General features: G+C 39.2%; 20 protein-coding genes. 19 read left to right on the top strand and 1 reads right to left on the bottom strand.

The features are described from left to right. Window positions 1-11: 11 nt before the first annotated feature. The 12 genes from IGI46_RS02700 (at window position 12) to IGI46_RS02645 (ending at window position 16,387) form a co-directional block, all read left to right on the top strand. Entirely contained in the window at window positions 12-656 is a 645-nt protein-coding gene (locus tag IGI46_RS02700) for a hypothetical protein (RefSeq protein ID WP_429972796.1), read from the top strand. A gap of 111 nt (window positions 657-767) precedes the next feature. Then, window positions 768-3,959, top strand: coding sequence for a hypothetical protein (locus tag IGI46_RS02695; RefSeq protein ID WP_429972795.1), 3,192 nt, complete (start codon window positions 768-770; stop codon window positions 3,957-3,959). Between the two features lie 231 nt (window positions 3,960-4,190). Further along, complete coding sequence (locus IGI46_RS02690) at window positions 4,191-4,934, top strand: recombinase family protein (protein ID WP_429972794.1); 744 nt, start codon at window positions 4,191-4,193, stop codon at window positions 4,932-4,934. A gap of 17 nt (window positions 4,935-4,951) precedes the next feature. Further along, window positions 4,952-5,710, top strand: coding sequence for a winged helix-turn-helix domain-containing protein (locus tag IGI46_RS02685; protein ID WP_429972793.1), 759 nt, complete (start codon window positions 4,952-4,954; stop codon window positions 5,708-5,710). 232 nt (window positions 5,711-5,942) lie between these two features. After that, a complete protein-coding gene (locus IGI46_RS02680; RefSeq protein ID WP_429972792.1) occupies window positions 5,943-6,767 on the top strand; it encodes a hypothetical protein in 825 nt (274 codons plus the stop codon). Window positions 6,768-6,994: 227 nt separating this feature from the next. Further along, complete coding sequence (locus tag IGI46_RS02675; RefSeq protein ID WP_429972791.1) at window positions 6,995-7,864, top strand: leucine-rich repeat domain-containing protein; 870 nt, start codon at window positions 6,995-6,997, stop codon at window positions 7,862-7,864. A 1,098-nt stretch (window positions 7,865-8,962) separates the two neighbouring features. Continuing rightward, window positions 8,963-9,694: a CPBP family intramembrane glutamic endopeptidase gene (locus IGI46_RS02670; protein ID WP_429972790.1), complete on the top strand. Its 732-nt coding sequence runs from the start codon at window positions 8,963-8,965 to the stop codon at window positions 9,692-9,694. A 446-nt stretch (window positions 9,695-10,140) separates the two neighbouring features. Next, a complete protein-coding gene (locus tag IGI46_RS02665; RefSeq protein WP_429972789.1) occupies window positions 10,141-11,277 on the top strand; it encodes an alpha/beta fold hydrolase in 1,137 nt (378 codons plus the stop codon). 510 nt (window positions 11,278-11,787) lie between these two features. Further along, a complete protein-coding gene (locus tag IGI46_RS02660) occupies window positions 11,788-12,297 on the top strand; it encodes a hypothetical protein (RefSeq protein ID WP_429972788.1) in 510 nt (169 codons plus the stop codon). Window positions 12,298-12,330: 33 nt separating this feature from the next. Next, window positions 12,331-12,786 (top strand): GNAT family N-acetyltransferase, encoded by a 456-nt coding sequence (locus tag IGI46_RS02655; RefSeq protein WP_429972787.1) that lies wholly within the window; start codon window positions 12,331-12,333, stop codon window positions 12,784-12,786. 383 nt (window positions 12,787-13,169) lie between these two features. Then, window positions 13,170-14,516 (top strand): dihydrolipoyl dehydrogenase family protein, encoded by a 1,347-nt coding sequence (locus IGI46_RS02650; RefSeq protein WP_429972786.1) that lies wholly within the window; start codon window positions 13,170-13,172, stop codon window positions 14,514-14,516. Window positions 14,517-15,280: 764 nt separating this feature from the next. Then, window positions 15,281-16,387 carry a tyrosine-type recombinase/integrase gene (locus tag IGI46_RS02645; protein WP_429972785.1) on the top strand — a complete coding sequence of 369 codons (1,107 nt, stop codon included), beginning with the start codon at window positions 15,281-15,283 and terminating at the stop codon, window positions 16,385-16,387. Window positions 16,388-16,473: 86 nt separating this feature from the next. On the opposite strand, the gene IGI46_RS02640 is transcribed toward IGI46_RS02645, so the two are convergent. Continuing rightward, window positions 16,474-16,626, bottom strand: coding sequence for a hypothetical protein (locus IGI46_RS02640; RefSeq protein WP_429972784.1), 153 nt, complete (start codon window positions 16,624-16,626; stop codon window positions 16,474-16,476). Window positions 16,627-16,735: 109 nt separating this feature from the next. Between IGI46_RS02640 and IGI46_RS02635 the strand changes: the two genes are divergently transcribed. The 7 genes from IGI46_RS02635 to IGI46_RS02605 all read left to right on the top strand — a co-directional run bounded on the left by IGI46_RS02635 (window position 16,736) and on the right by IGI46_RS02605 (window position 23,072). Continuing rightward, on the top strand, window positions 16,736-17,647 hold the full coding sequence (locus tag IGI46_RS02635) for a hypothetical protein (protein ID WP_429972783.1): 912 nt from the start codon (window positions 16,736-16,738) through the stop codon (window positions 17,645-17,647). Between the two features lie 17 nt (window positions 17,648-17,664). Then, entirely contained in the window at window positions 17,665-18,810 is a 1,146-nt protein-coding gene (locus IGI46_RS02630; RefSeq protein WP_429972782.1) for a hypothetical protein, read from the top strand. A gap of 69 nt (window positions 18,811-18,879) precedes the next feature. After that, a complete protein-coding gene (gene lepB, locus IGI46_RS02625; RefSeq protein WP_429964756.1) occupies window positions 18,880-19,320 on the top strand; it encodes a signal peptidase I in 441 nt (146 codons plus the stop codon). Next, window positions 19,317-19,619: a hypothetical protein gene (locus IGI46_RS02620; RefSeq protein WP_429964755.1), complete on the top strand. Its 303-nt coding sequence runs from the start codon at window positions 19,317-19,319 to the stop codon at window positions 19,617-19,619. Before lepB ends, IGI46_RS02620 begins: the two co-directional genes overlap by 4 nt. Beyond that, window positions 19,609-20,715 carry a glucosaminidase domain-containing protein gene (locus tag IGI46_RS02615; protein ID WP_429964754.1) on the top strand — a complete coding sequence of 369 codons (1,107 nt, stop codon included), beginning with the start codon at window positions 19,609-19,611 and terminating at the stop codon, window positions 20,713-20,715. Before IGI46_RS02620 ends, IGI46_RS02615 begins: the two co-directional genes overlap by 11 nt. Before the next feature lie 13 nt (window positions 20,716-20,728). Continuing rightward, window positions 20,729-21,703, top strand: coding sequence for a signal peptidase I (locus IGI46_RS02610; protein ID WP_429972781.1), 975 nt, complete (start codon window positions 20,729-20,731; stop codon window positions 21,701-21,703). A 52-nt stretch (window positions 21,704-21,755) separates the two neighbouring features. After that, window positions 21,756-23,072 (top strand): hypothetical protein, encoded by a 1,317-nt coding sequence (locus IGI46_RS02605; protein WP_429972780.1) that lies wholly within the window; start codon window positions 21,756-21,758, stop codon window positions 23,070-23,072. The last annotated feature ends 25 nt before the right edge of the window (window positions 23,073-23,097 follow it).

Below are 23,097 nucleotides of genomic sequence, written 5' to 3'. Positions count from 1 at the left end.
GGAGGAACGAGATGAATTTGCACAAGAAAGTAAAACGAGGAATGTTTTATCTCATCGTTGCTGTCTGCTCAATCCTCCTGTTGATTGGTGGTGGTTATTGGGTGTACGCGGCGATGACAGCGACAGACAGGAAGGAAAATGATTTTCAGATCGGACAAGTGGAAACGGAAATCATCGAGGTGTTTGATGATACCCGTACCGAAGTAAAGCTGGACGAAGTGGTTCAGAAAGATGTCCTGATCAAAAATACCGGAACTATCAACCAATTTATTCGTGTCATGGTACTTGCAGAAGTACGGGCACCCATTACAGGAGATCCAGTGAATCAACAGGTTCTTCCTTTGCTTATTGGGACGGACTTGCTTCTGGAGAACGGTGCAACTGCGGACTGGACTAATGGTCAAGACGGTTATTACTATTACAAAAAAGAAGCAGTAGAACCGAACAAAAAAACGAGTAAGTTGTTTGAATCAGTCAGGCTTTCGGATCAATTGGCTGCACGGTATCAACAAGCAGAACTGTCGATTACCTTGAAAGTCGAAACAATCAATTGTTCAGAATTTTCTTACCGTGATGCTTGGTGGCAAGGCACTACACCTGCTCAAGCGCCTCTAAAGGATGTTGATGATCATTTAAACGGAATGACTGACAATTAGGGATACAGACATTCTGTGTCCCTTTACTTAAAAGAATCAACACTCATGAGATGAGTGTTTTATGACTAAAGCATTGATTTGATGAGGGCTGAAAAAAAGGAGTCGATAAGAATGAAAAAGAATCTACCAAACCGATGGTTCAATAAGCGGTGGCTAAAAATTGCAGGAGTGGGTTGTTTAGCTATGCTTGTAATAGTGAGCATCGTTATGAATTTCAACACAGTTCAACAAAAAGACAGCGTAGCAGCGCACCCTACTAATAAAATTAAGCTGGATGAAGGCACCTCTAATGAATATGAAATACCCGAAGATGCAACAAGGCTGACAGAGGATCGCTTAATTAGTGATGTATCTTTTAATGGCTATAAACAAAATGATGGCTTTCTGCTAAATCCAACAAAGATCAATGTCAAGGCTTTCAGCACGGTACAACCTAAACAACATTATGGATTCTCTGAGAAAACAGATAAGGGTCGAGTGCTGGCAGCTGGTCTGGTATCAACGTGGGGATCCGGGGCTTCTTATCCATTCTCCACGACATTCTTATTTTTGTTAGATGAGAATAACAATCTACTTGACAGTCGTCAATTGGAAGGTACGTCGATAAATCAAAACACTGGTGGTTATAATACTGAAATTACGTATTTACAAAAAAAGCCAGATGGAACCTTCCTCATTTTGTCAGGAAATAAAACTGTCACTGTCAAATTGAATGCAGCTGAGACAAGCATTGCATCAGTCACACATGGTTCTTTAGCCTTTACAGGCACGGCTCCGAATGAAATGCATTACAATTCTGTTCAAATTGGTCTTGATAATAAGATTTATTACTCAGGACATTGGCTTCAAACGGAGGAAACAACAAGTACTATAAACAATGGAAGAATGATGGGCATTTTAAATAGCAACGGAAATGAGGAAAGGCGAGTAAGACTGAAGTATACAGCAGGTTCGTCTATTTTCCCTGATTCTAACTATATACGAATTCAACAATTATCAGGTATGAAAAAATCACCGAATAATCAAGAATTACTTGGTTTAATGACCTATACGGCATCTAGCGGGACGGAATATAGCAAAATAGTTGCTTGGGATGCTAGTGGAAATATGCTAAGGCAATACGTTCCTGCTGTAGGATCAGTGGTGATTAAGCCGCTAAACAAAATTTCTTCTACTGATGAAAGGTATTTTCTGGTAAAGGCTAGTTCAAAAAGTGAGATTGTCAAGTATACTGCTGCAACAGGATATTTTACAAAATTAGCTGAGTTTCCAGCAAAAACAGATATGCAGATTATTCGCCTAGGGGATGGATCGTATAGTGCTATTGGATATTTAGCTACTGTTACAGGCGTATTTTCGCCTTTTGATGAGTTTCTAAAAGCTGATTCAACGTTTGTAGCCAATCTTTCAAGCAGCTTCGCTATTAATTCTGTCGTTGGTATGGAAACTGGACTAAACAGAACTTTGGATATAAGGACTGCTACTTTTCTAGATAACTCACGGTACTTTTTTAGTGGAACTTTTTATGAATTGAATGCAAGCAGTATTCCAGCCACAAGTTTCATTGATAGCTTTTCAACTGCTTTAGGAGCTAACGCTGCTTGGACCAATAAATCACCTGGGGCAACACAAGGAGAACATAATATTTTCGGTATTTTGGAGACGAAACAAGATCATAAACCAGCGATGTATGCGCCAGACAACATTATTTACAATGTTGAAGATCGAACCTTGAATCAAGCAAGTACTGTAAATACCCAGTACAAGTGGACTGTACGAGATAACTGGTTAATCACAGGAACGAAGAATGGCGCATTAACTAGTCCGACGAGTATCAGAGTTTATGATGTTTATGACACTGAATTAAGCTTGAGCCCACAACCTAATTCATTACATTATAGTCGGATAAATCGAAATCCCTTAAATCTGACTAAAGCAATGGAATGGACAAAGTTGGGATTTAATGAAAGTAACTCAGGCCCACAACAGGTGACCTATTTCGTCACTGATACTCAACGGCAGACGACAACTCGATCGCGATGGATAAATAAAATTACCGATGAAACGCGTAAAACAGATGAGTATGCTCTAGACGCTCGGAATTTCCATGTGCCCTTGGATGGAATAGGAAGTACCATTCCCGATGAAGCAACGTTCAAAAAATTCGCTAAAACAATGGCTTGGAACTTAAAGAAGCATGAAATAGGCGACGGTGACCAAGGGTATGGGGTGGATGAAGATGGGACAGATGGCTCCAAGCTATCGGGGAAGGTTACAGTAGACGCTGCTCAGCTGAAAGCTCTGCGCGAAGCAACCGTTGCGAAACCCTATCCTGTAGATGTCATTTATCGACCAGCATCTGGAGTCAAGATTACGAACCGGGTTTGGGTATTCGCTACAGTGAAAAATACCTTGCCAAACAGTAAAACAACCCCTGCAGTGGGTCCAGATAAAACAAATGGTGTGGTTTATTATGCAGATGATTATGCTATGCCGTTTCGTCTGCGTCATGGACACACGGACGACGACGTGAGAACTCGTGGTAATATTCGCGTCTATGATTATTATGATTATACGCATGAAACAGCTGCTGAGCTGCCGACTTTAGCAGATATGAGTAAGCCATCTGATCGTCAAAAGCTGAAAATTCAAAATATCAATCAGGTAAGGAATGCACCGCAGCCTGGAATAATTTCCCCACCAGTTAAAGTGAGCTACGCTTGGGAAAAAAATACGGATAATCATCATACCAAAGGGGTAAATACGATAGGTTCGTTAGATATCAATTTATTCAGTGACGTGCTGCTCCATGTTCGGCAGATCATTCGAGACCCATCTGACGAAATTGTGGTACCTGACGAAGGATATCTTACGATTAGAAACACGGTGAATAGAGGTGGTCTCATTGTTGATCCGGATTATCACTCACAGGTAGTTGTGAAGTCTGGGAAAACAGAGAATACGCTAGACTTTACTACTTTTGCGGTAGAAACAGATCATCTAAAAAATGCTTCAGAGGAAGTCAATTTAAGTGCAGTGATACCAGAATTTTATCAATACGAGGGTTTTCGTATGACAGATCAGGCAGCTGATCCAAATGGTACTTCTCACAAGACGGGAACACCGTCAGCAACGTCTGGAAAAATTTCATTGAATCGTTCAACGATTGATAATAAAGAAGAATTCTGGCTGACTATTTATCTGAAACCAGTGAAAGAAAGCGGAAAGAGTACCAACAAAACTCCACAACCGTATAGTTGGGACTACAAACATAACGATTTAGGAAAGATTCAGCCTAAATAAGGGAAGGAAGAAATAGTTAGTGATTTATCTCTTATTTCTCGTGTTCGGACTAATTTTGTTGGTTCACAGCTATTTGATGGTAACAATTCTCCGTACGCAAAAAGTACAGACAAGTTTGTTAAAACAGATAACACGCGATAAAGGACGAAGTCAAAATCAAACAAGCACGAAAAAGACAGGACCATATCCAATCAATCATCCTAAAATTCAAAGAGAAAGAGGTCGCAAACGATGAATCTTGGCTACGCACGCGGCTATCAAATTACGCAACAATTGGATATGCTGGAGGATTACCCAGTGGATGAACTCTTTTCCGATGGGCATCAAGAAGTGGAAGCATTAACTTCACCCACGAGTGAATTTCAGGCATTACTAAACTTTGCCCAGCCAGGCGATCATCTAGTCATTTCCTCGTGGGAAGTCATTTCACGAGACTATCGACAATTGTTAGCTTGCTTAGATCAATTGGAAGGTTCAGAAATTACTTTGGATGTTCTGAATTTGCCTCAATTAAGTATTGAAGAGTGGCGTCAGATTTTCCGCTGGTCTTTGCGCAACGATCGCTTATTGCATCCTTTTTTAGTCAAAGCTGGCAAAGAACGGAACCGCAGTAAGGGTGCATATTCTTTATTTAGCAAAGAACCTGAGGCCCGCAAGCTCTATCGGGAAATCATTTGGCTGCTGGTAGAAAAGAATTCAGTCCGCCAAGTAGCTCAACAGAAACGGGTACCGATTGAAACAGCCTACCGTATCCAACAGGAATTGCGGCAGCTTCAATTAGCAATCGTCTTAGTGATCTGTTTCCTGTTGGCGATTTTTAGTATCAAGCTGGCAGAATCCTATTTTGATCAGTTATGGATTCAAATTGCGATTTGTATTGTTGTGACATTGATTATTTTATGGAATGTGCTGATTGATACGGAAGAATCAGAGGCGAAATCGTCCAACAAAGAGAAGAAAGTATCAAAAACCTAAAGAGAAGGTGAATCCCTATGAAACATGTACTTATTTTAACCAAAAATCCCCTGACAGAGGAAGCCATTGTCAATAAATTACAGCGAATGAACTGCGAGATTCTTTGCTCGACGGATCTATTAAATCACCTGCAAAAAGGCACGATCAATCCTTTTGTTTTTTATTTCCGCTGGGTGATATTAAGTGAAAGTCTTTGTCATACAGAAGTAGAGCAACTCCTGAACCTACTGCAGAATCAACCGCTGACGGTGCTGCGAGTTGTCGAGAATTTTCCTAACGAAGAGGAACAAAATTACTGGAATGAATTGGGTCTTGCAGATTGGCTGCATAAAGACATAGGCTACGAAGACTTACGAGAGAAAGTCAATGAATTGTTGCAACAGCAGCAACAAAAAGAATTCGCCGATCAACAAATTCTTTCGTTCCCTTATGCAGAAGAGCAGACGGAGCCAACCGAATGGAAGCTGTTGTGGAAGAGCCTGTCTAAAACTGAAAAAAAAGTGTTTGAGAGCCTCATTAATGCGTATACAAAGACCGAGGCGTTGTCCCGAAAAGAGCTGTGTGATCAATTATGGAGCGATGGAGATACCGCTTCTAATATGAGTCAACTGTCCTGTTTGATCAATAAACTGAAACGTAAATTTGAGCAGCATGGACTGACAGGAGAAACCATCACCACTTTATGGGGAAGAGGCTACCGATTCAGTGATGAATTGTATGAATATTGGTTAAAGGGTGCGCAACAACAAGAAAATTTGAAGTATGCGATGAATTAAAAAAGGCAGCAGTGCCTAATTAACATGAAAAGTTTTAGAGATGATTCACTATAATTATCTTTTATTATAGTTGGGACGAGTGATACATACGTATGATGCAGTACTATTTTATGCGTTATATGTCGATCAATGGGAGTGAATACATGAAATTTTTTAAAATTTTGATTTAAATGATAAATTCACTATGTAGGATAAAATCAGTAGGGAATAAAGATCAAAAAAGGAGAAGTAAATGAAAAAATTTATTGGAATGATATTGGTTCTAATGGTTTTACTTACCGGATGTGGTGGAGCAACAGCCGACAAGCAAGAAAAGGAAGAAAAACCAGCTAAGACTGCAGAAGCTGAAAAAAAGGGAAGTACTCAGGCTAAAAAGAGTGCTAAAGAAACAGAAGAACGTCTGTCATTTCCTCTGAGTACCAGCCAAAATGATACTAGCGAATTTGTAAAAGAAGATGAAATTACCAAGGATACATTTAAGCCGAAAGCTTATTTTCATTTAGGAAGTGATCTGGAAGTTGGTAATCCTCAGTGGATTTATTTTGATACGGAGGAGAATAAGCCAAAAAAATACACAAAAACAGGTGGATTGCTTGGATCAAAAGCAGCTATTGAAGAACTGGAGGCCATCCCTTCATCTTATATGTTTTTAGTAAACGATAAAAAGGAAGGTTTTGGGGGATACATCTACATGTATGATGTAAAAGCGGAGAATGACTTTGAGAAAAACTTCCCTGAATACGATGGTCTGTACATGACAAAAGGTAATGTGGAAATTAGCAAGAAACTTCCGGATTTGAAGGATCAGTTTAACTGGGAAGTAAAAGATATTGATAGTGGAGAAGGCAAGGTAGATGGCGTTCCTTATAAGTATGCGTACATCAACTTTACAGGGGAATATAGTACAGATGATGCAAAAATGTATATTGTTTTCGAGATAGATGAGGAAACAAAAGTATTTGTAGAAGTAACGGATTATGGTGGAAAGATGAAAGTAAATAATAATGTAGAAAAAGCAGTAGAACGATTTACAGATGGCTTTGAGCTTGTCCAATAATAATATAATATAACCTGAAAATTCGTTTTATTAGAGAATGTTTAAAGGGATGAAGAAATTTTTGATAGTAAGGCATTCGTGTTGCACAAAGAAGTTGTCAGAACAAACAACAACTTCTTTGTGCAAAAAAAATTTCTAAAAGCTGCCTCAGATGAACAAATGTAATATCCATTCAAGTAAAATAGTTCCAAAATAACGGCAAGTATAAATGAAAGGATAAAACAAGAATGAAAAAACGACTAATTATTCTAAGCGGCCTGTGCCTAATTATTTTAAGTGGATGTGGGAAGGAAGAAAAATCAGCAGCAAGTAAAAATAGCTATAGTGTGCAAAGTGTTTCAAAAGAGTCTTATCAAGAGACAACAGAGGACACACGTCAAGTTGTGGAAGATTCTATTGCTAGAGAGCAGGAAAAAGAAGCAAAAAAGAAAGAAAAAGAACAAAAATCATCAGAAGGGCAAGTGATGACTTATTCGGAAACAGACGAAGGAATGATTGTTAGTGTTTATTTGGGAGAGAAAAAAGACGTGAAAATTCCGAAAATGGTGAGAGGAAAACCAGTCATCGGGATAAATGGTTCGTTTAAAGGGCAATCCAGAATAAGAAGTGTAGAAATTCCAGAAACGGTTCGTTTTATAGGAAAAGAATCATTTATGTATTGCGACAATCTGGAAACCGTAACCATAAAGGGCGAAGGGTTGGAAGAAATAGATGAATGGGCCTTTTATTATTGTGAATCGTTAAAGAAAATTAACTTGCCGGATACTGTGACTAAAATAGAAATGGTAGCGTTTGAGGGATGCCAAGCGTTACAAGAGATTAAGTTGCCAGCCAATATGAAAGAAGTAGGTGAAGGTATTTTTGGAGAAACAGGGCTGGAAAAGGTAGATATTCCTGATGGCGTAACCAAAATTCATAATATGGCATTTTATAAATGTACTTCGCTAGAAGAAGTCACTATTCCAGAGTCCGTAACGGATATTCATGGTGGGAGCAATGGCAGCTTTATAGACAGTCCTAATGTGACTATCGTGACACCAAAAGGTTCGTATGCTGAAACGTACGCTAAAGAAGAAGGAATACCGGTAAAACATTAAGGGATGGAAGCTGTAAAAAATAAGTATAGAGACTGTCTGATTGCGTAGCCTAACATGGGTAAACACTAATTTAGTGCAAGTATACCATGATACAAAATTTCTAAAGTAACATCAGAATTGGTAGGCGACATCTAAGACTCACAGAAATAGCTAAAAGGAATTTTGTTTGTTAATCTCCTGGTGAAAATTGGATGTCAGAAAAGAAAAAGCCAATGATTTTGACTATAAGTATGTAGTGGTTACTACTGATGCAGAAAACATAGATCGAAAAAAATTTTTATTGTATCAGTGAGTGATATGGTTCGAGTGAAGCACGAAGTATTTGCCATCAGTAAGGACTTTGATAAGGACAAGGAAATGAAAAATATCAACTAGGCACCTTCGTTGAAAAATATGACAAAAAAATTCGGCACCGATCTGAAAAAAGTGACAGGCGATGATTAAAGCAATTCAAGTTCTCTTATCGTTTTCAATTATCGGATATTATTTGTGTTGTGGTTTTTAGTCGTCCGAAAAGGACTGGGATACAAAAAGATGGAACGAGAAGAAAGTAAAATTAGGGTGAAGTGGTACACAGAAAAGAAGTATTGAGATACTTCATCTAAAAGAAACTAATCGCAATGCCCATTGTTATTAGTTTCTGTCTTATATTCAAATATAGTGATTAGGATTTGTTCTGTTATTTCGTCGATTATAAATTAGTCTAATTCCACCGTAAAAAGGCAGCATTTTCTCCGCTGATGACAAGGATAGAAATATTCAGCTGAATCAATCCTTTCAACAACACATGATGCTGTTCTTGTATATGTTTGAATAATAGAAACAGCTTTGAAAATACCTCAATATAATGGATGGAATATGCTTATAGGTTATAGTTTTACACAAAAATAAAATAGAATTAGTTATAGAAAAGACCACAGGGCATTACACAGGATTGAAACGACTTGCTTGATCTGACACAGGAATTAAAACTTTGTACGGGTTATCACTCCTATGAGGGCGTCTAATTTGGACTTGTTTTAGTTGAATACAAACTGATATAGGAGAGATTATAGTGATTGTATTATGGAATTGACATAAAGATTTAAGGAGAACCATGTGGATAAACAAATAGAAAAATATTCAACATTAAAATTACTGGTTTTACATCTGGTCCCTGGAGTTATGATTACTTTTATGTATGCAATACTCGTTCCTTACGTACTTAGTGAAGGTTTTCCAAATGATTTTGCTATGTCAATTACAGATATTATGGGTGTGATGTTGTTGGAAATAGGTTATTTGCTGTATATCACAAAAAAAGAAACAAGAACTTACAACATAAAAACACAATTGTTTTATCTTGAAAAAACGAGAGTTAAAGAGTATTTCATTTTCCTGCTAATTGTATCAGTGTGGGCATTAGATATTAGCATGTTGTTAGGACCAATTGAAGAGCTGATAAAAAATAGTTTTTTTTCATTCGTACCGACAGAATATATAATGGGCTCTTATCATGTTTATGACTTCTCTAAAGATAAAGTGATGATGACTGCTGTAATTGGAATAATAGCTAACGGAATTATTGCACCTATTAGTGAAGAACTTTATTTTCGTGGATATTTATTGCCTCACATACAGCTAACTGATTTTAAATCAGCTCTACTAAGTTCTGTTTTATTTTCTGCTTATCATTTTTACTCACCATGGTACTTTTTTAGTAGAGTACTAATGATGATACCATTATATTATTGGGTAATAAAAAGAAGAAATATCCGGTTCTCCATATTCGCGCACCTTATTGCAAATATGATAACTTCTACTGTCTTTCTAACTCATGTATTACATTGAAAAAATCTAAACTAATATTAATTATTTGCCGATATTGGTAATAAATACCGATTTGTTTTGATTATTTTTTATCTTTCGGGTTAGTTGATGCGAAAGTTATGTAAGTTAATTTTGTGATATTTAATGCAAAAGGGATTCTATAACTATTGGTTTAAATGATAGCCATACTATATGGGCTAAAACCAGTAGTGAATAAAAACCAAATGAAAAGATTATGGATAAAAAGGAGAAGAAAATAAGAAAGTTTATCGGAATGGCCTTGGTCCTAATAGCTTTGCTTGTAAGATGTGGCGGAACAGTTCTGTTCTTTGTTGAGGTCGGAGGTGCGTAGCTCAAAAGGTCATAATAAGTAGAGCAATCGTGCGAGTGGTACTTATTGATGAAATTGTTTTGCATTTATAACATGATGTAGTCAGTTAAAAACTACGAAACAAAAGAGGAATGTTATGATTTTGAAAAATGTAATAAGAAGGGAAAAGAAAGTGATAGTTGTTATTGCTGCAATAGTGTTATGCATCGTTATTGTTGTATGTATTATTCTGCCACCTAGCACAGGTAAGACGGAGCCATATCTAGATGACGATGAAAACGTGATTGCTGGTAGCATATCAGAAAAAATATCCGTAGATATCAACGGAACCTCTCTTGGAATGTTTATCATGGCAAAGGATAATACCAAACCAGTTCTTTTGTTTTTAGGCGGTGGGCCCGGTATACCAGAATATTTTCTAGAACAAAGCTATCCAAGTAAACTTGAAGATGAATTTGTGGTCTGTTACTTAGATTATCGAGGAACCGCACTTTCGTATGACCCAGAGCTTACTACTGAAACTATGACAACAGAGCAATATGTATCTGATGCAGCCCAAGTGACAAAATACCTATCTGAACGATTTGGACAAGAAAAAATATATTTAATGGGGCATTCATTTGGTACATATATTGGCTTAAAAGTTGTACACCAATATCCTAATATGTATCACGCATATATAGCAATGTCTCAGATCACCAATTCGCCGAAATCAGAGAAGTTGGCATATAGCTATATGCGGGAGCAATACGAGATTGCTGGAAACACAAAGATGGTTCAGAAGTTTGACGATTATCCAATTCTGACATCAGAAAAAGCCTATGAACGTTATACCGCCTCATCATTACGTGATACTGCGATGCACGAGCTTGGTGTAGGAACTATGCGTAATATGAAATCCGTCATATCAGGAATTTTCTTTCCTAGCTTGCGTTGTACTGCTTATACGCAAGCAGAACGTATTAATATTTGGAAAGGAAAGGATTTTTCTCAATCAACGCCTATTTTTGAGGAAAGTAGGCAATATGACTCATTTAATGAGGTTTCCTCCATTGAAGTACCAATTTACTTTTTCGCAGGAATTCATGATTATACTGTTTGTTATTCTCTACAGCAAGAATATTATGAGAAGATAAATGCACCGATTAAAGCATTTTATACTTTTCATAATTCTGCGCACAGCCCATTATTTGAGGAATCAGAGAAAGCACTCGCCATCCTGGCACAGAATGTTTTAACTAGAAAAACGACATTATCAGACCAACCTAGATAGAACTAAAAACTAAAGTAAAAAGCATGCGAGCATCTCGAGCCGATTTAACTCAAGGTGCGTGTTGCAACTTCTGGATAAAATTCCACCACTTATGCAGCCATATGTGACGCTCACGAAAATAACAGCTTTTTCAATTTTTAAATGTTGTTTTTAGTGATCTGAAAAAGACAGAATACAGAAGGAAAACGGACTATCGTGAAGTTGGTATACGAACAAATATTATATTGGGAATAGTGATCCGAGGCCCACAGGGATAAATTCTGAGAAAAATTTGTTGCAAAACAATCAATATATTGTTCAATGATCTCTTTGGATTGCTCTTGGGCTGATAGGTTATGTATAGAAAAAGTTAAATGAAGAAAGCAGGTAAGTACTTGATTCAGGATAAAGAAGTTTCCTCAGTTGAGTTTTTGTGGATGGGATTGTACGCATTTGCAGGATTTAGTTTGGAATTGATTCTTAGTTTCGTTACAAATGACCTGGGGCTTGCTACACTGAGTGTATCAATGAATGCGCTGCTTACTGCCTGTCTTTGGTTTTGTTTGGTTATTAATCACTCACTCTAAAAAAACAGTTGGTTTTGATCCTCTGGCGAATCGACAAACGATTGAAAAAAGAGCTCTTTATGTTTCTCTGCTGTCGTATCTCATGATTATTATTGTTTCTACCATAGGATTTGGAGGATTTAAACCTTTAGTAGAATTTAATGGAAGCTTGAATAGGAGTATTCTTGCTCTTTTCTCTCGGATCGTTTATTATTTTGCTGAAACAGCGTTGATTGTATTGACGATTATTTTTGGTCAAGAATTTTGTGAGCGGCAATTTTCTATTCGTACTAATATTCCCGGTGGAAGATTTTTTCTTGCGTTAACTTGGGGATTGATGCACTTTCTTTTGCAAGGCGTTGCAGGCAGTTTTTATACGATTTTCTTTTCTATTGTTTCGGGAATCATTTTCATCTTTTTTAGAAAAAATTCGTTTATCAGCTATTTGGTTATTTCTGTTGCGTTTATTTTGTAGGGTATGGATGAATTTAAAAAAGGAGAAATATGTGTGGAGATAAATAAAGTAGAACAACTTACTGATAATCACAATCAATTACTATTGCTCGCTGATCCCAATCAACTGCTAGTGGATGATTATGCTCAGAGAGGAATAGTTTATGAAGCAACTGAAGATGAAACATTAGTTGGTATCATGGTCTTATTACCTACTCGACCAGAAACTATTGAATTGGTGAATATTGCTGTTGCTGAACCCTTTCAAGGCAAAGGGATTGCTCAGGAAATGATTGCATTTGCTTTGGAAATAGTTAAAAAAAATGGCTTTCAAACCATAGAGGTTGGAACAGGGAGTATTGGCTTTGAGCAACTATACCTCTACCAAAAATGTGGGTTTCGAATGGTTGCTATTGATCGGGATTTTTTTGTCAGACATTACGAAGAACCAATTATTATTGAAAACGGTATGGTACTTCAAGATATGGTGAGGTTAAGCCAAGACTTATAAGGTAGTTCTTGGATACAGGCGATCTAGTGCTATTTTATAAATAAGTCCGTTAATAGTGTGCTAATGTTAATAGAATAACTCAGAAACTTATTGCTGCTAAAATTGACAAAAACGGTGAATGCGTACGCAGAGTGTACTTTTTTAGAAAATTTGGCTGCTATTTAAGTAAAGTCATGGAAGACAGTCGTTTCTGAAAAGATGTTTTTGATTTAAACTTATTCATAGTGATACTTTCATCGGTTTTGGATAAGTCATCTAGTTTAAAAAAGAGCAAAACAGCAAATTTGTAAAATAAGCGTTTTCAGCGTATAACCGACGTAGAAACGCTTATTTTTTTTGCACCAAAAAAGACTTTATTACAGGAAAAAGGAGAATGATCGGTCATGGAAAAAGAATACAATGTTGTGTTTATCGGCAGCGGTCATGCGGCTTGGCATGCAGCAATGACCTTGCGGGAAGCAAACAAAACAGTAGCGATTATTGAAAAAGAAAAGATCGCAGGGACATGTACCAACTTTGGATGTAATCCGAAGATTTTACTCGATTCACCTTTTGAATTAATTGAACGTTTGGAGCTGTACAAGGGTATTGGTATTAACGAAGTGCCGCAGGTTCAATGGAGGGATCTGATGAACTATAAGCATGGCGTCATTGATCCGCTAACAGAGCTGATGGAACAAACCTTCAAAAAAGCGCAAATTGATATTTACAAAGGCAGCGGAAAATTCATAGATGCCCACGCTATTCAGGTCAATGATGAAGTAATCAAAGGTGAAACCATCGTGATTGCTACTGGTCAACGCTCCAATCGTTTGCCGATTCCTGGGAAGGATTATTTGCATACGAGTCAGGACTTTTTAGATTCGATTGAGATGCCAAAGAGAATTGTCTTTATCGGTGCCGGGCTGATTTCCTTGGAATTTGTTTCAATGGCAGCGAAGATGGGCAGTGAAATTCATGTAGTCGAATTTTCAGACAAGGCGCTGCCGGCTTATTACGACAAATATGCTGAAAAAATTGTTGAAGGCTTGAAGCAAGAACAGGTACAGTTTCATTTTAATACGGAAGTCGTTGAAGTGACGAAGGATGAAACAGAGTACCGTGTCAAAACGAAAAATGGTCAAATTATCAAGACGGATTATGTCTTGGATGCGACCGGCAGAATTCCGAATGTGGAAGATCTGGGCTTAGAAGATATTGGTGTCATTTTTAATAAAAAAGGGATCGAAGTCGATGACTATTTGCGTACCTCTGTACCGAATATTTATGCTAGCGGAGACGTGATTGACAAAGCCATTCCACGCTTGACTCCAACTGCTACCTTTGAATCGAATTACTTAGCCGGCCAGTTTTTAGGCCATACAGAAAAGATTGCGTACCCTGTAATTCCTTCTGTAATATACACTTTGCCGCGTATCGCTCAAGTAGGCGTTAGTCAAAAAGAAGCACAGGAATCAGACCGTTATCATACTGCAACCTTGGCTTACGGCAAGATGTTTGTGTTTGAAACCAAAAACGAAACAGAAGCCGAAGCAACAATTGTATTAGATGAAGAAAACTATTTAGTAGGTGCGGATTTGTACAGCAACGATGCCGCGGATTTAATCAACTTATTTACTTTAGTGATTAATCAACGAATGACTGCTTCACAGCTGAATCAGATGATCTTTGCCTTTCCGACAGTGTCCATTGCTTTGATTCAACTGATGGTGCCAATGCTTCATCAGTAATAATGATTATGAGCGCAGAACGGCATCCTGTGCTCTTTTTTTGTATCTATTTCAGGATTGAACTGAAAGAACTCAGTATATAATAATGAACCACAAAAACATTTAGCCAATTGAACAGAGAAATGTCGGCGATTGTAGTGGAGAAAGAAGGATGAGAGAAAGAAGGATGAGAGAAAGATCCAATGTTTCGACGCATAATGAGGCATACAGACAATTTCTGTTTAAAAGGGGATGAAGAGTGGACTAAAATGCAAGGAATAGTAAATAAAGGAAAAGAGGCATCTGCAAATGAAAAACTTGCAGATGCCTCTTTTGCATGTAGACAAAAAAGTCAAACAGTAAATGACTTAGTTCTGTCGAAAAATAACTTTCATCAATTTTTTTGCTATACCTAATAAAAATTATGTTTTTATAGGCCGATAGAAATATATAATGTATAGGAACGTTAGTATTGTTCGTAAGTTTAGAAAATCGTTAGAAAAATGTTCTTAGTTAGAAAAATTGTTTTTATTTCTTAGTCTAATGAAGACTAAGAGATTCTTTTGTTAAGATAGCTGTATTTTTTAATTTGTTGTTTATTAACAATTCTAATTATAGATTACGAAGAATAAATACGCAATATATTTTAAAAAAATAATTAAAATGACTTCTTGTTTCGTTCTCGTAACGATCGAAGCTGGATGATGTGCTGAAAAAAGTCGGAATAAAAGGCAGTTCTATTTACCGTCAAAAAATCCGTCACTATATAGAAAGGAATTGATAGTATGCGTAGAGGTGAAAATATTTATTGGCGTAAAGACAAACGCTGGGAGGGGAGATATCCCAAAGGAAAAAAAGCGAATGGAACAACAAAGTATGGTTCGGTATATGGCAAATCGCTGCGGGAAGTACGAGAAAAGCTTTATCCCTTGAAAGTAAAATATCAGATGATTCAACAGGATCAGGGAGAGTCCGCTATCTCTTTACGAGAATGGGTTTATCGATGGCTTCACGGTGTCCAACCAACAATTAAGCAATCGACCTATGCAAATTATGAACATAAATTGGTTCATTATGTTTTGCCAGAGATTGGAGAGTATGGGTTAAATGAACTGAATGAGCAAGCTGCAGGAGAGCTGCTGGAATCTTTGCAGCTAAAAAAATTGAAGCCCTCCACTATTCAGGTCATCTTTCGGATTACAACTCAGTGTATAAATTTTGCCATTCGCAAAAAGATGATGAAGGAGAATCCATTTAAGTTGATACAGCTGCCGAAAGTGGTAAAGAAGAGGAATCAGGCACTTACTAGACAAGAGCAAAAACGCTTAGAGGCAGCAGTGACAAGTGAAGAAAATGGGAACGGACTGCCTGTTTTGTTGGCTCTTTATGCGGGATTACGGATTGGAGAGATAGCAGCACTTGCTTGGAAAGACATTGATTTTGAAAACAATTTGATCCATGTTCATTCGACGTTTCAACGAGTTTTTGGCGTTGTAGCAGGTAAGAAAACGGAGTTGATTTATACTAGTTCTAAAACAACTTCCTCGATTCGATCTATCCCGATGAGCAAGAGACTCAAGCAAGTTTTGATACGTCAAAGAAAAAAAGCAACGGGCGAATTTGTTGTATCTAAGAGAGAGCAGCCTTTAGAACCACGGCTTTTGACGTATCATTTTCATCGGATCAGAGAGAAAGCGAAGTTAAAAACTACCCATTTTCATCAGCTTCGTCATACCTTTGCGACGCGCTGCTTGGAAAGTAAAGGGGATATTGTGAGTGTTAGTGCGATAATGGGGCATGGATCGACACAGATGACCCTAGATACTTATGCGAGTTCTTTGATGGAGCAACAATTCCATGTTGTTGCGCAAATGGAGAAAGCAGTCGTGTAAAACGCTTTCAAAAAAAACGATTCTCACGCTTTGGAGGAGTTTTTTTGCCTTTTTAATAGTAAGCGCTTACTGTGAAGAGCGGTAAGTTAGTCAGCACTTTTTTCTTTATTTTGGTAGTGAATCAAGTGATCGAGAGGTTGCTTTTGCTGCTTACAAACGCTTATTCCGTCAAAGGCCGTCAAAGGACAGTCTTTTTTTATTGTCTGAATAGGCTTCTCAAAAGCTTTCTTAGTCTTCATTAGACCAAGAAAAAAGAGGAATTTTTTGTGCTTTCTAAAAGTATAGATGAAATCAATCAAATATTCAAAATTCAAACTTATGAACTAGGCAAATAGAGGAGGAGTAGGCATGTTCGGGTTCGGAAAACAAAAGAAGGATGTATATCAGGAATCAAACCAAGATGATTATTATTACGACGAATACGACAACGAAGGATATGAAAAGAATTACGGCTATGAGCCGTATCAAGAGGAAGGCTACGAACGTCCGACGGAGAATTACAGCGAGTATGATCGTGGAGATCGCCGATCCAGACGGCGAATGGCAGCGCCTATGGATGAACGTGCTAGATATGAAGAAGATGCTGAGCCATTCCAGGCATCAAAAACAGAAGAGGATTCTAGGCAGCAGCAAGAGTCCCTGTTGCAGCAAGAAGTCGACCGTTTGAAGGAAACAGTTGCCCAACTAAAACATCAGCTGGAAGTGAAGCAAGCGGAAATGACTACGATGGCAACAACTTTGACTGAAAAAGAACAAAGCCTTCAGGAGCAGAAGGCCCAATCAGAGCAACAAATACAAGTGCTGCAAACAAAAAATCAACAGAAAATACAGGAGCAGCTGGCGGATAAGGATCAACAAATCAAAGAGTTAAAGGAACAAGCTTCTCAACTGAAAGGTGACTTACAAAGAGATCAAACCAGTCAAAGCGAGGCCTTGGCTCAAGCCCAACGGCAGATTGAGGCATTGAAACAAACGAAAAGAGAGAACGAAGAAATGAAGGCGGAACTGGCTACGATCCTGATTGATACAAAAAAACAGGAGCGAGCTATTTTAGAACGAGCAGAGTATGAAGCCAAAGGCATTCGCAGTCAAGCCGAACAGGAGGCTCATCAGGTCATTCATGATGCTTCGTTGGAGCTGCGAGTAATGAAGCAGGAAATTAAAAATTATCGTAAACGGTTGCGTTCGGTACAAGAAGAAACGACCCAATTTTTTGTACGTTTGTTGGCAACGAGCGACAACTTATTGGATGACGAATAGAAGAGGGGTGTCTTTTGGTGAAGCAATCTCAGAATCAACTCGCCTTGTACCCTACACCAGCTCCTACCATGCAGGAGGAATTGATGACACAGCCTCTGCTAGAGGAAATCGAACGAGCTTGTGAGTATCTGTATGCGCCGCATGGAACGTTGAGCGAAGAGCAGCGGAAAAAGATTTACCAGCATTTTGAACAATTATTTCGTCTGATGAACAGCAGCTATCACATTGAATTATTAATGGTGCCGGGAACATTGAATCTAACTGCTTTTTGGCAGTCGTTGCATCAGTTTTTTCCTCAATTTGCTTGGCTGAAGGGGCAAACAGAAGAGCCTAAGTACGGAAGACAGGTCTATCGATTTGACTTTGTTCCATTAGTTTTTAGAGAATCTGGCTTCCCGTTTGCGATTCATTTAGAAGATAGTCTGATGCAACAATTTCCAGCAGCAGATGATGGAGCGTTGGAGAGAGCAGAACAGCTGTTGCTTGAGTTAGCAGAACAACATTTTTCTGAAGGTATTGTGAAGGAACCGCGATTAACTTCGATCGAGGAAACGAAAACCCCAGCACAAGAATCTGCGGTATCCGTAGATCGAGTGCAGAAAGAAGAAGTGAAACAAGAAAGTCAAAGCAAAGCACGTCTTCGAGCAGTCAACCAAAAGCTGGAGCTGGTGATTGAAAAACTGGAGCTTTCAATGCTTTATAGCGGCATTCAGTATTTTGATCAGGAGAGCAAGGAAGAAAGCGATTGGGACAGACGAATCAAAATCAGCCTTCGTGAGTATACTTACCTGCTCCAGAAAGCGCGTTTTTTGGAACAAATGTGGCACTTGAATGGTGAGTTGGTGAATAAAACTGAAAAGATGACGGTAACTGGCAATAAGTTAGTTTATGAGCGAGATCAGGTGAAACAAATTAAGGACAATTTGTCTGCTCGTGATATTCACTTTGTACTGTATGAGTGCCAGGTGATTGAGTCTCGAGCGAAAGTACATGCTCGGCCTTGGTTCAGAAAGCCTTATGTGAAATTGATGAAGATGGACTATGACAACTTATTAAGCAAGTCGGCTTACTTTGATTTACTGCAGGGGGAAAGCGCCTTGTTGGAAAGAATGGTGCGGGAACAACGGGACACACCGGTCAAAGAAGCTCAGGAGGTTGGTTGAGGTCGCAGACGATGGAATCAATTACCAGTTATTTCAAAACTAATTGGCGCCTTTATCCTGACGTACTTATTGTTTTTAGGCTTATTTCGCGGCTATTACTGGCTTTATCCCAAATATTTTGTTAGCGGCGAGTCCATGAATCCGACCTTCTGGGAACAAGAAATTGTTCAAGTGAAGGCACATCACGATCCAAAACGCTTCGATGTCGTGGTCCTCCATCCACCAGATGATCCGCAAAGCTTGTACCTTAAGCGTGTGATTGGATTACCGGAAGAGCGAATCGACTATCAGAATGGTTGTTTGTTTGTAAATGGGAGACCGATTAAGGATACCTTTGCTGATCAGACCGAAGATTTTGTTTGGACGCAGATTACTAGCAAGCCAATTCCCAAAGGTTATTACTTCGTATTAGGGGACAACCGAATGATCTCGAAGGATAGCCGCAGCTTTGGGCTGGTTTCGGAAAAACAAATTTTAGGCATCGTCAAAGAGGGGAACACAAATAAATGAAGACACTGCAAGAAAAAATCGAATGGTACACCTTTTGGTATTGGGTTTATTGGCTCTTCTCTTTGGTCATACTACTGGGAGTACTGATACTGGGCATTTTTTTCTATTTTACTGATTTTCAAGAGGTTGTGACAGTGAGTCAATTGTTTCTTTTGATGTTGCTGATGGTATTAGCGATATATCTGAAAATGACTGCTTTGCACTATCACAATGTTCTTATGAAGTTGAAGCAAGCGGCAGCTCGATCAAAAAGGCCAAGAGGACGCCCGCAGGAAAGGCGGAAGCAAGATGTTAAGTAAATTCTTGCTGGGCTGTCTGGTTCTAGGTGGAGGTCTAATTACTAGTTATCAAGTACAAGTGAAACCATCTGTTTTAGCTGAAACGAAGGAGTCAATAGTTTCTCAACAGGAAATGACTTCAAGTGTAGCAGCTAGTTCTACTGGTAGCAGCATGGAAAGTGAAGAGTCAACTATACCTTCAGAATCTTCTTTCCTAGAAGAAATCACGAGTAATGAAACAGGACATTCGGCTTCGTCGGTGACTGAATTCGTTGAACCAATAAAGGCAACAGAGGAAGCAACAGAAGGTTCCGCAGAAAAAGCTATTGTTTTTGAAGCAACCGTGCCGGAAGTAGTTTCTCAGGTCCAAACCCCTGTGCCGGCTGCGAAAGCAGAGGAAAATTATCAGTTTTCGGTAGTAAAGAATCAAACCACCGAAGCATTTATACAAACAATCGGAGCCGATGCTCAGACGATTGCCTGGAATGAAGGACTCTATGCCTCGGTAATGATCGCTCAAGCAATTCTGGAAACGGGGTCGGGCAACAGTCAGCTAGCACAACCGCCGCATCATAATTTGTTTGGTATTAAAGGGAGCTATCAAGGAAAAAATGTGTCATTCAATACCCAAGAAGACAAAGGAAACGGTCAGTTGTATACGATCCAATCCGCTTTCCGACAGTATCCTGGCTACAGAGAATCCTTAGAAGATTATGCAGCTTTGTTGAAGAAAGGTATTTCGAGTCATGCTGGTTTTTATCAAGCAACTTGGAAAGAAAAGGCGCCAACCTATCAAGCAGCAACTAAAGCATTAACAGGAAAATATGCCACAGATACTTCCTATGACAAAAAGCTGAATGCATTGATCAAAACTTATGGCTTGGATGCTTGGGATCAAGAACCGAAGAAGGAAACTATTGAACCCTCTGTTGAAGGTCAAGCCGCTACTGTCGATTCAACTACCGATTTCGGTGAAGATAAGCAATCAATTACTTTCAATTCTGAAGCACTCGAAAAACAAGTGAAGATAAATAAAACGAAGCAAAGTGTGCAAAAAATTCCTGAAGCAGCACAACGACCTGCCAAGCAGTTAGCTGGCAATCGAACCACACAATGAAAGGAGGGGAACCATGACGAGATCGCGGGAATATCGGCAACGAAATGATGATTTCGATCAGCAACCACCTTATCGTGGGCGTGCCCCCTCAAACCGGCGACCACCGCAGAGATACGACGATTGGGAGGAGGAACGATCTGTTCGGTACCGAGAATCTAATCGTCCACCACAACAACGAGGGTACGATCCGCACTACGATCACCCGCCACAGCGTTCGCGTGATTCAAGAGAGGGGCACTATCAGAGGCCATTACCTAATAATCAAAGAATGGCAAGGCCGGAAGCATCATATGGTGGTGAGAATCGGGAGTGGATGCCACCACCACGACAACGTCCCCCTCGGCCAGTGTCCGGTTATGGAACACAACCATTACAGCAAGCGAAGCAGTCGACCAATCGAAAAATCTTTCTATTTGTCTATAACTTGTTTTTCTACACGTTAACGATTGGGATCTTGCTTAGCTCCTTGATGTTTGCTTTCAGTGAGAAATCTGATGCCGCGATAATGGGGCATCGTTTTTATCAGGTTTTAACCGATTCCATGGCACCGCAGCCGGATTCTCCTTCGGGCGGATTTTATGCGGGGGACATTGTATTGGTAAAAATGATCGATGGCTCACAGGCAAAACCTGGGGATATCGTTACTTTCCAAGTTGGTGAAGGCGATCGTTACCTTACCCATAGAATGGTGGAACGGTTGGATCAATTGAATGGACAAGCAGGGGATTATATTGTCACCAAAGGAGATGCCAATAAAAGCAATGATCCGCCGATTCTTGCTGAACGTGTGCGAGGAAAAGTGATGTTCGTTGTCCCTAAAATGGGTAGTTTCTTGAACTTCATTCAAGAGAATCTCTGGCTATGTATTGTGTGTGTGTTGTCGACCTTTGGCTTCTTTCTAGTGCTGAAAGCTTATTTTCTGCAACCAGAACCAGCTAAACGACCAATGAAAAGAAATGGGTATCCAACTGGGTATAACCGCTCGTAAGTTTGAGTGTTTATATAAAAAAGAATAAAAGGATGTATAGGAGGAAAAAGGAATGAAGAAGAACAGCAAAAAGAAAAAGCTGATGGCTGCAGCGGCAGCTTTGGCGTTAATCGCAGCCATCTCAGGGACGTTTGCCTGGATTACTGCACAGGACCAACGGATCAACCGAGCAGAATCAGCAGCGGTCAATGATGACAGCGTGGTATTGAAGGAACAATGGGAACCAATGCCATTAGTTGCAGGGACGGAAGCGAAGAAAGAAGTATCCGTTTCTAATACTGGGAATGCCAGTGTATTTGTACGGATTTCTTATGAAGAAGTACTGAAGCATTTAACTGAAAAAGGGGATGTTAAGTATGATGCAGTAACTGTAGCTAATGCAAAATATACCCATGTGACTAATGATCCTGGTTTAGGCAAACACATGCCAGTGAACGCCAACGCAGCATCAATGTTTAATGATGGGTATGAAATTGTTCCAACCGCACAAGTGACTGGTTTGACTGCACAAGACACTAATGTGAAATTCTTAGCTAAAGGTGGAAAAGTAACGGATCCATTGACGGGATCTATCAGCAATAACTTAGAAACAAAAATAGTTCATGAGTACTACTCCGATCCTTCCAACGCTGGTTTGAATCCTGGAGATGTAGGATTTGATGCAACAAAAAATAAATACCAAGCAATGACTTGCGATATTAATGTAACCAATGAAAACGGCAGTAATGATGGAATGGATTGGGATTTCACAGTATCAAACGTGAAATACGGCTACTACGAAAATGGCTACAAACATACCGTAGCGAACTGGGCAAAATCTACTTTACCAGATGAAGCAGGAGCTGCTTCTGGGAATGCTTTGCTAGGAACTAACGGTGTACGTTACAGCGTAGACTACAACTACACGAATACAGCAGCTGGTTTGGGTGCTGGATTTACGATTCCTGGACCAACTCCAGCAACCGTTGCCGACCAAAAACCAATTGCTTCAACTACTAATTACGGCTTACAAGCAGATACGACTGGTTTAGGTAAAAACCATATCCGTGTAGGCTATGGTGCAGACATCACGGATGTTGGGACTTTAGCAAACAGCAAATGGGTATACAACGAAGAAGATGGCTGGTTCTACTACACTGTTCCGTTGAAATCTGGTGAAACAACTCCAGACCTATTGAAGAAATTGGTCTTCGAAAGTGCATTAGGTGTTGAATACACGAATGCTTCCTTCGATTTAGTTGTGAAAATGGAAGCTGTACAGGCAACTAAAGATGCCTTAACAGACAGTGCCGGCTGGAACTTAGGTAATGGTGCTGCACCAACAGGTGACACCGCAGCAATCGTGACTAAACTAGTTGCTGGTATTTAACTTGATGAGCTTTTAAGCAAGGAGG

It is taken from the genome of Enterococcus sp. AZ163, assembly GCF_050498925.1.
GTDB lineage: Bacteria > Bacillota > Bacilli > Lactobacillales > Enterococcaceae > Enterococcus_A > Enterococcus_A ferrettii.
The sequence above is the reverse complement of the archived record's forward strand: the minus strand, read 5'-3'. Positions and strand labels throughout refer to the sequence as shown.

Coding starts and splice junctions, on each gene's coding strand:
- IGI46_RS02650 (WP_429972786.1), top strand. CDS start 13,170: ATGGAAAAAGAATACAATGTTGTGTTTATCGGCAGCGGTCATGCGGCT.
- IGI46_RS02675 (WP_429972791.1), top strand. CDS start 6,995: ATGAAAAAACGACTAATTATTCTAAGCGGCCTGTGCCTAATTATTTTA.
- IGI46_RS02665 (WP_429972789.1), top strand. CDS start 10,141: ATGATTTTGAAAAATGTAATAAGAAGGGAAAAGAAAGTGATAGTTGTT.
- IGI46_RS02690 (WP_429972794.1), top strand. CDS start 4,191: ATGAATCTTGGCTACGCACGCGGCTATCAAATTACGCAACAATTGGAT.
- IGI46_RS02610 (WP_429972781.1), top strand. CDS start 20,729: ATGACGAGATCGCGGGAATATCGGCAACGAAATGATGATTTCGATCAG.
- IGI46_RS02660 (WP_429972788.1), top strand. CDS start 11,788: ATGCGCTGCTTACTGCCTGTCTTTGGTTTTGTTTGGTTATTAATCACT.
- IGI46_RS02685 (WP_429972793.1), top strand. CDS start 4,952: ATGAAACATGTACTTATTTTAACCAAAAATCCCCTGACAGAGGAAGCC.
- IGI46_RS02605 (WP_429972780.1), top strand. CDS start 21,756: ATGAAGAAGAACAGCAAAAAGAAAAAGCTGATGGCTGCAGCGGCAGCT.
- IGI46_RS02620 (WP_429964755.1), top strand. CDS start 19,317: ATGAAGACACTGCAAGAAAAAATCGAATGGTACACCTTTTGGTATTGG.
- IGI46_RS02680 (WP_429972792.1), top strand. CDS start 5,943: ATGAAAAAATTTATTGGAATGATATTGGTTCTAATGGTTTTACTTACC.
- IGI46_RS02635 (WP_429972783.1), top strand. CDS start 16,736: ATGTTCGGGTTCGGAAAACAAAAGAAGGATGTATATCAGGAATCAAAC.
- IGI46_RS02695 (WP_429972795.1), top strand. CDS start 768: ATGAAAAAGAATCTACCAAACCGATGGTTCAATAAGCGGTGGCTAAAA.
- IGI46_RS02700 (WP_429972796.1), top strand. CDS start 12: ATGAATTTGCACAAGAAAGTAAAACGAGGAATGTTTTATCTCATCGTT.
- IGI46_RS02640 (WP_429972784.1), bottom strand. CDS start 16,626: ATGAAGACTAAGAAAGCTTTTGAGAAGCCTATTCAGACAATAAAAAAA.
- IGI46_RS02615 (WP_429964754.1), top strand. CDS start 19,609: ATGTTAAGTAAATTCTTGCTGGGCTGTCTGGTTCTAGGTGGAGGTCTA.
- IGI46_RS02645 (WP_429972785.1), top strand. CDS start 15,281: ATGCGTAGAGGTGAAAATATTTATTGGCGTAAAGACAAACGCTGGGAG.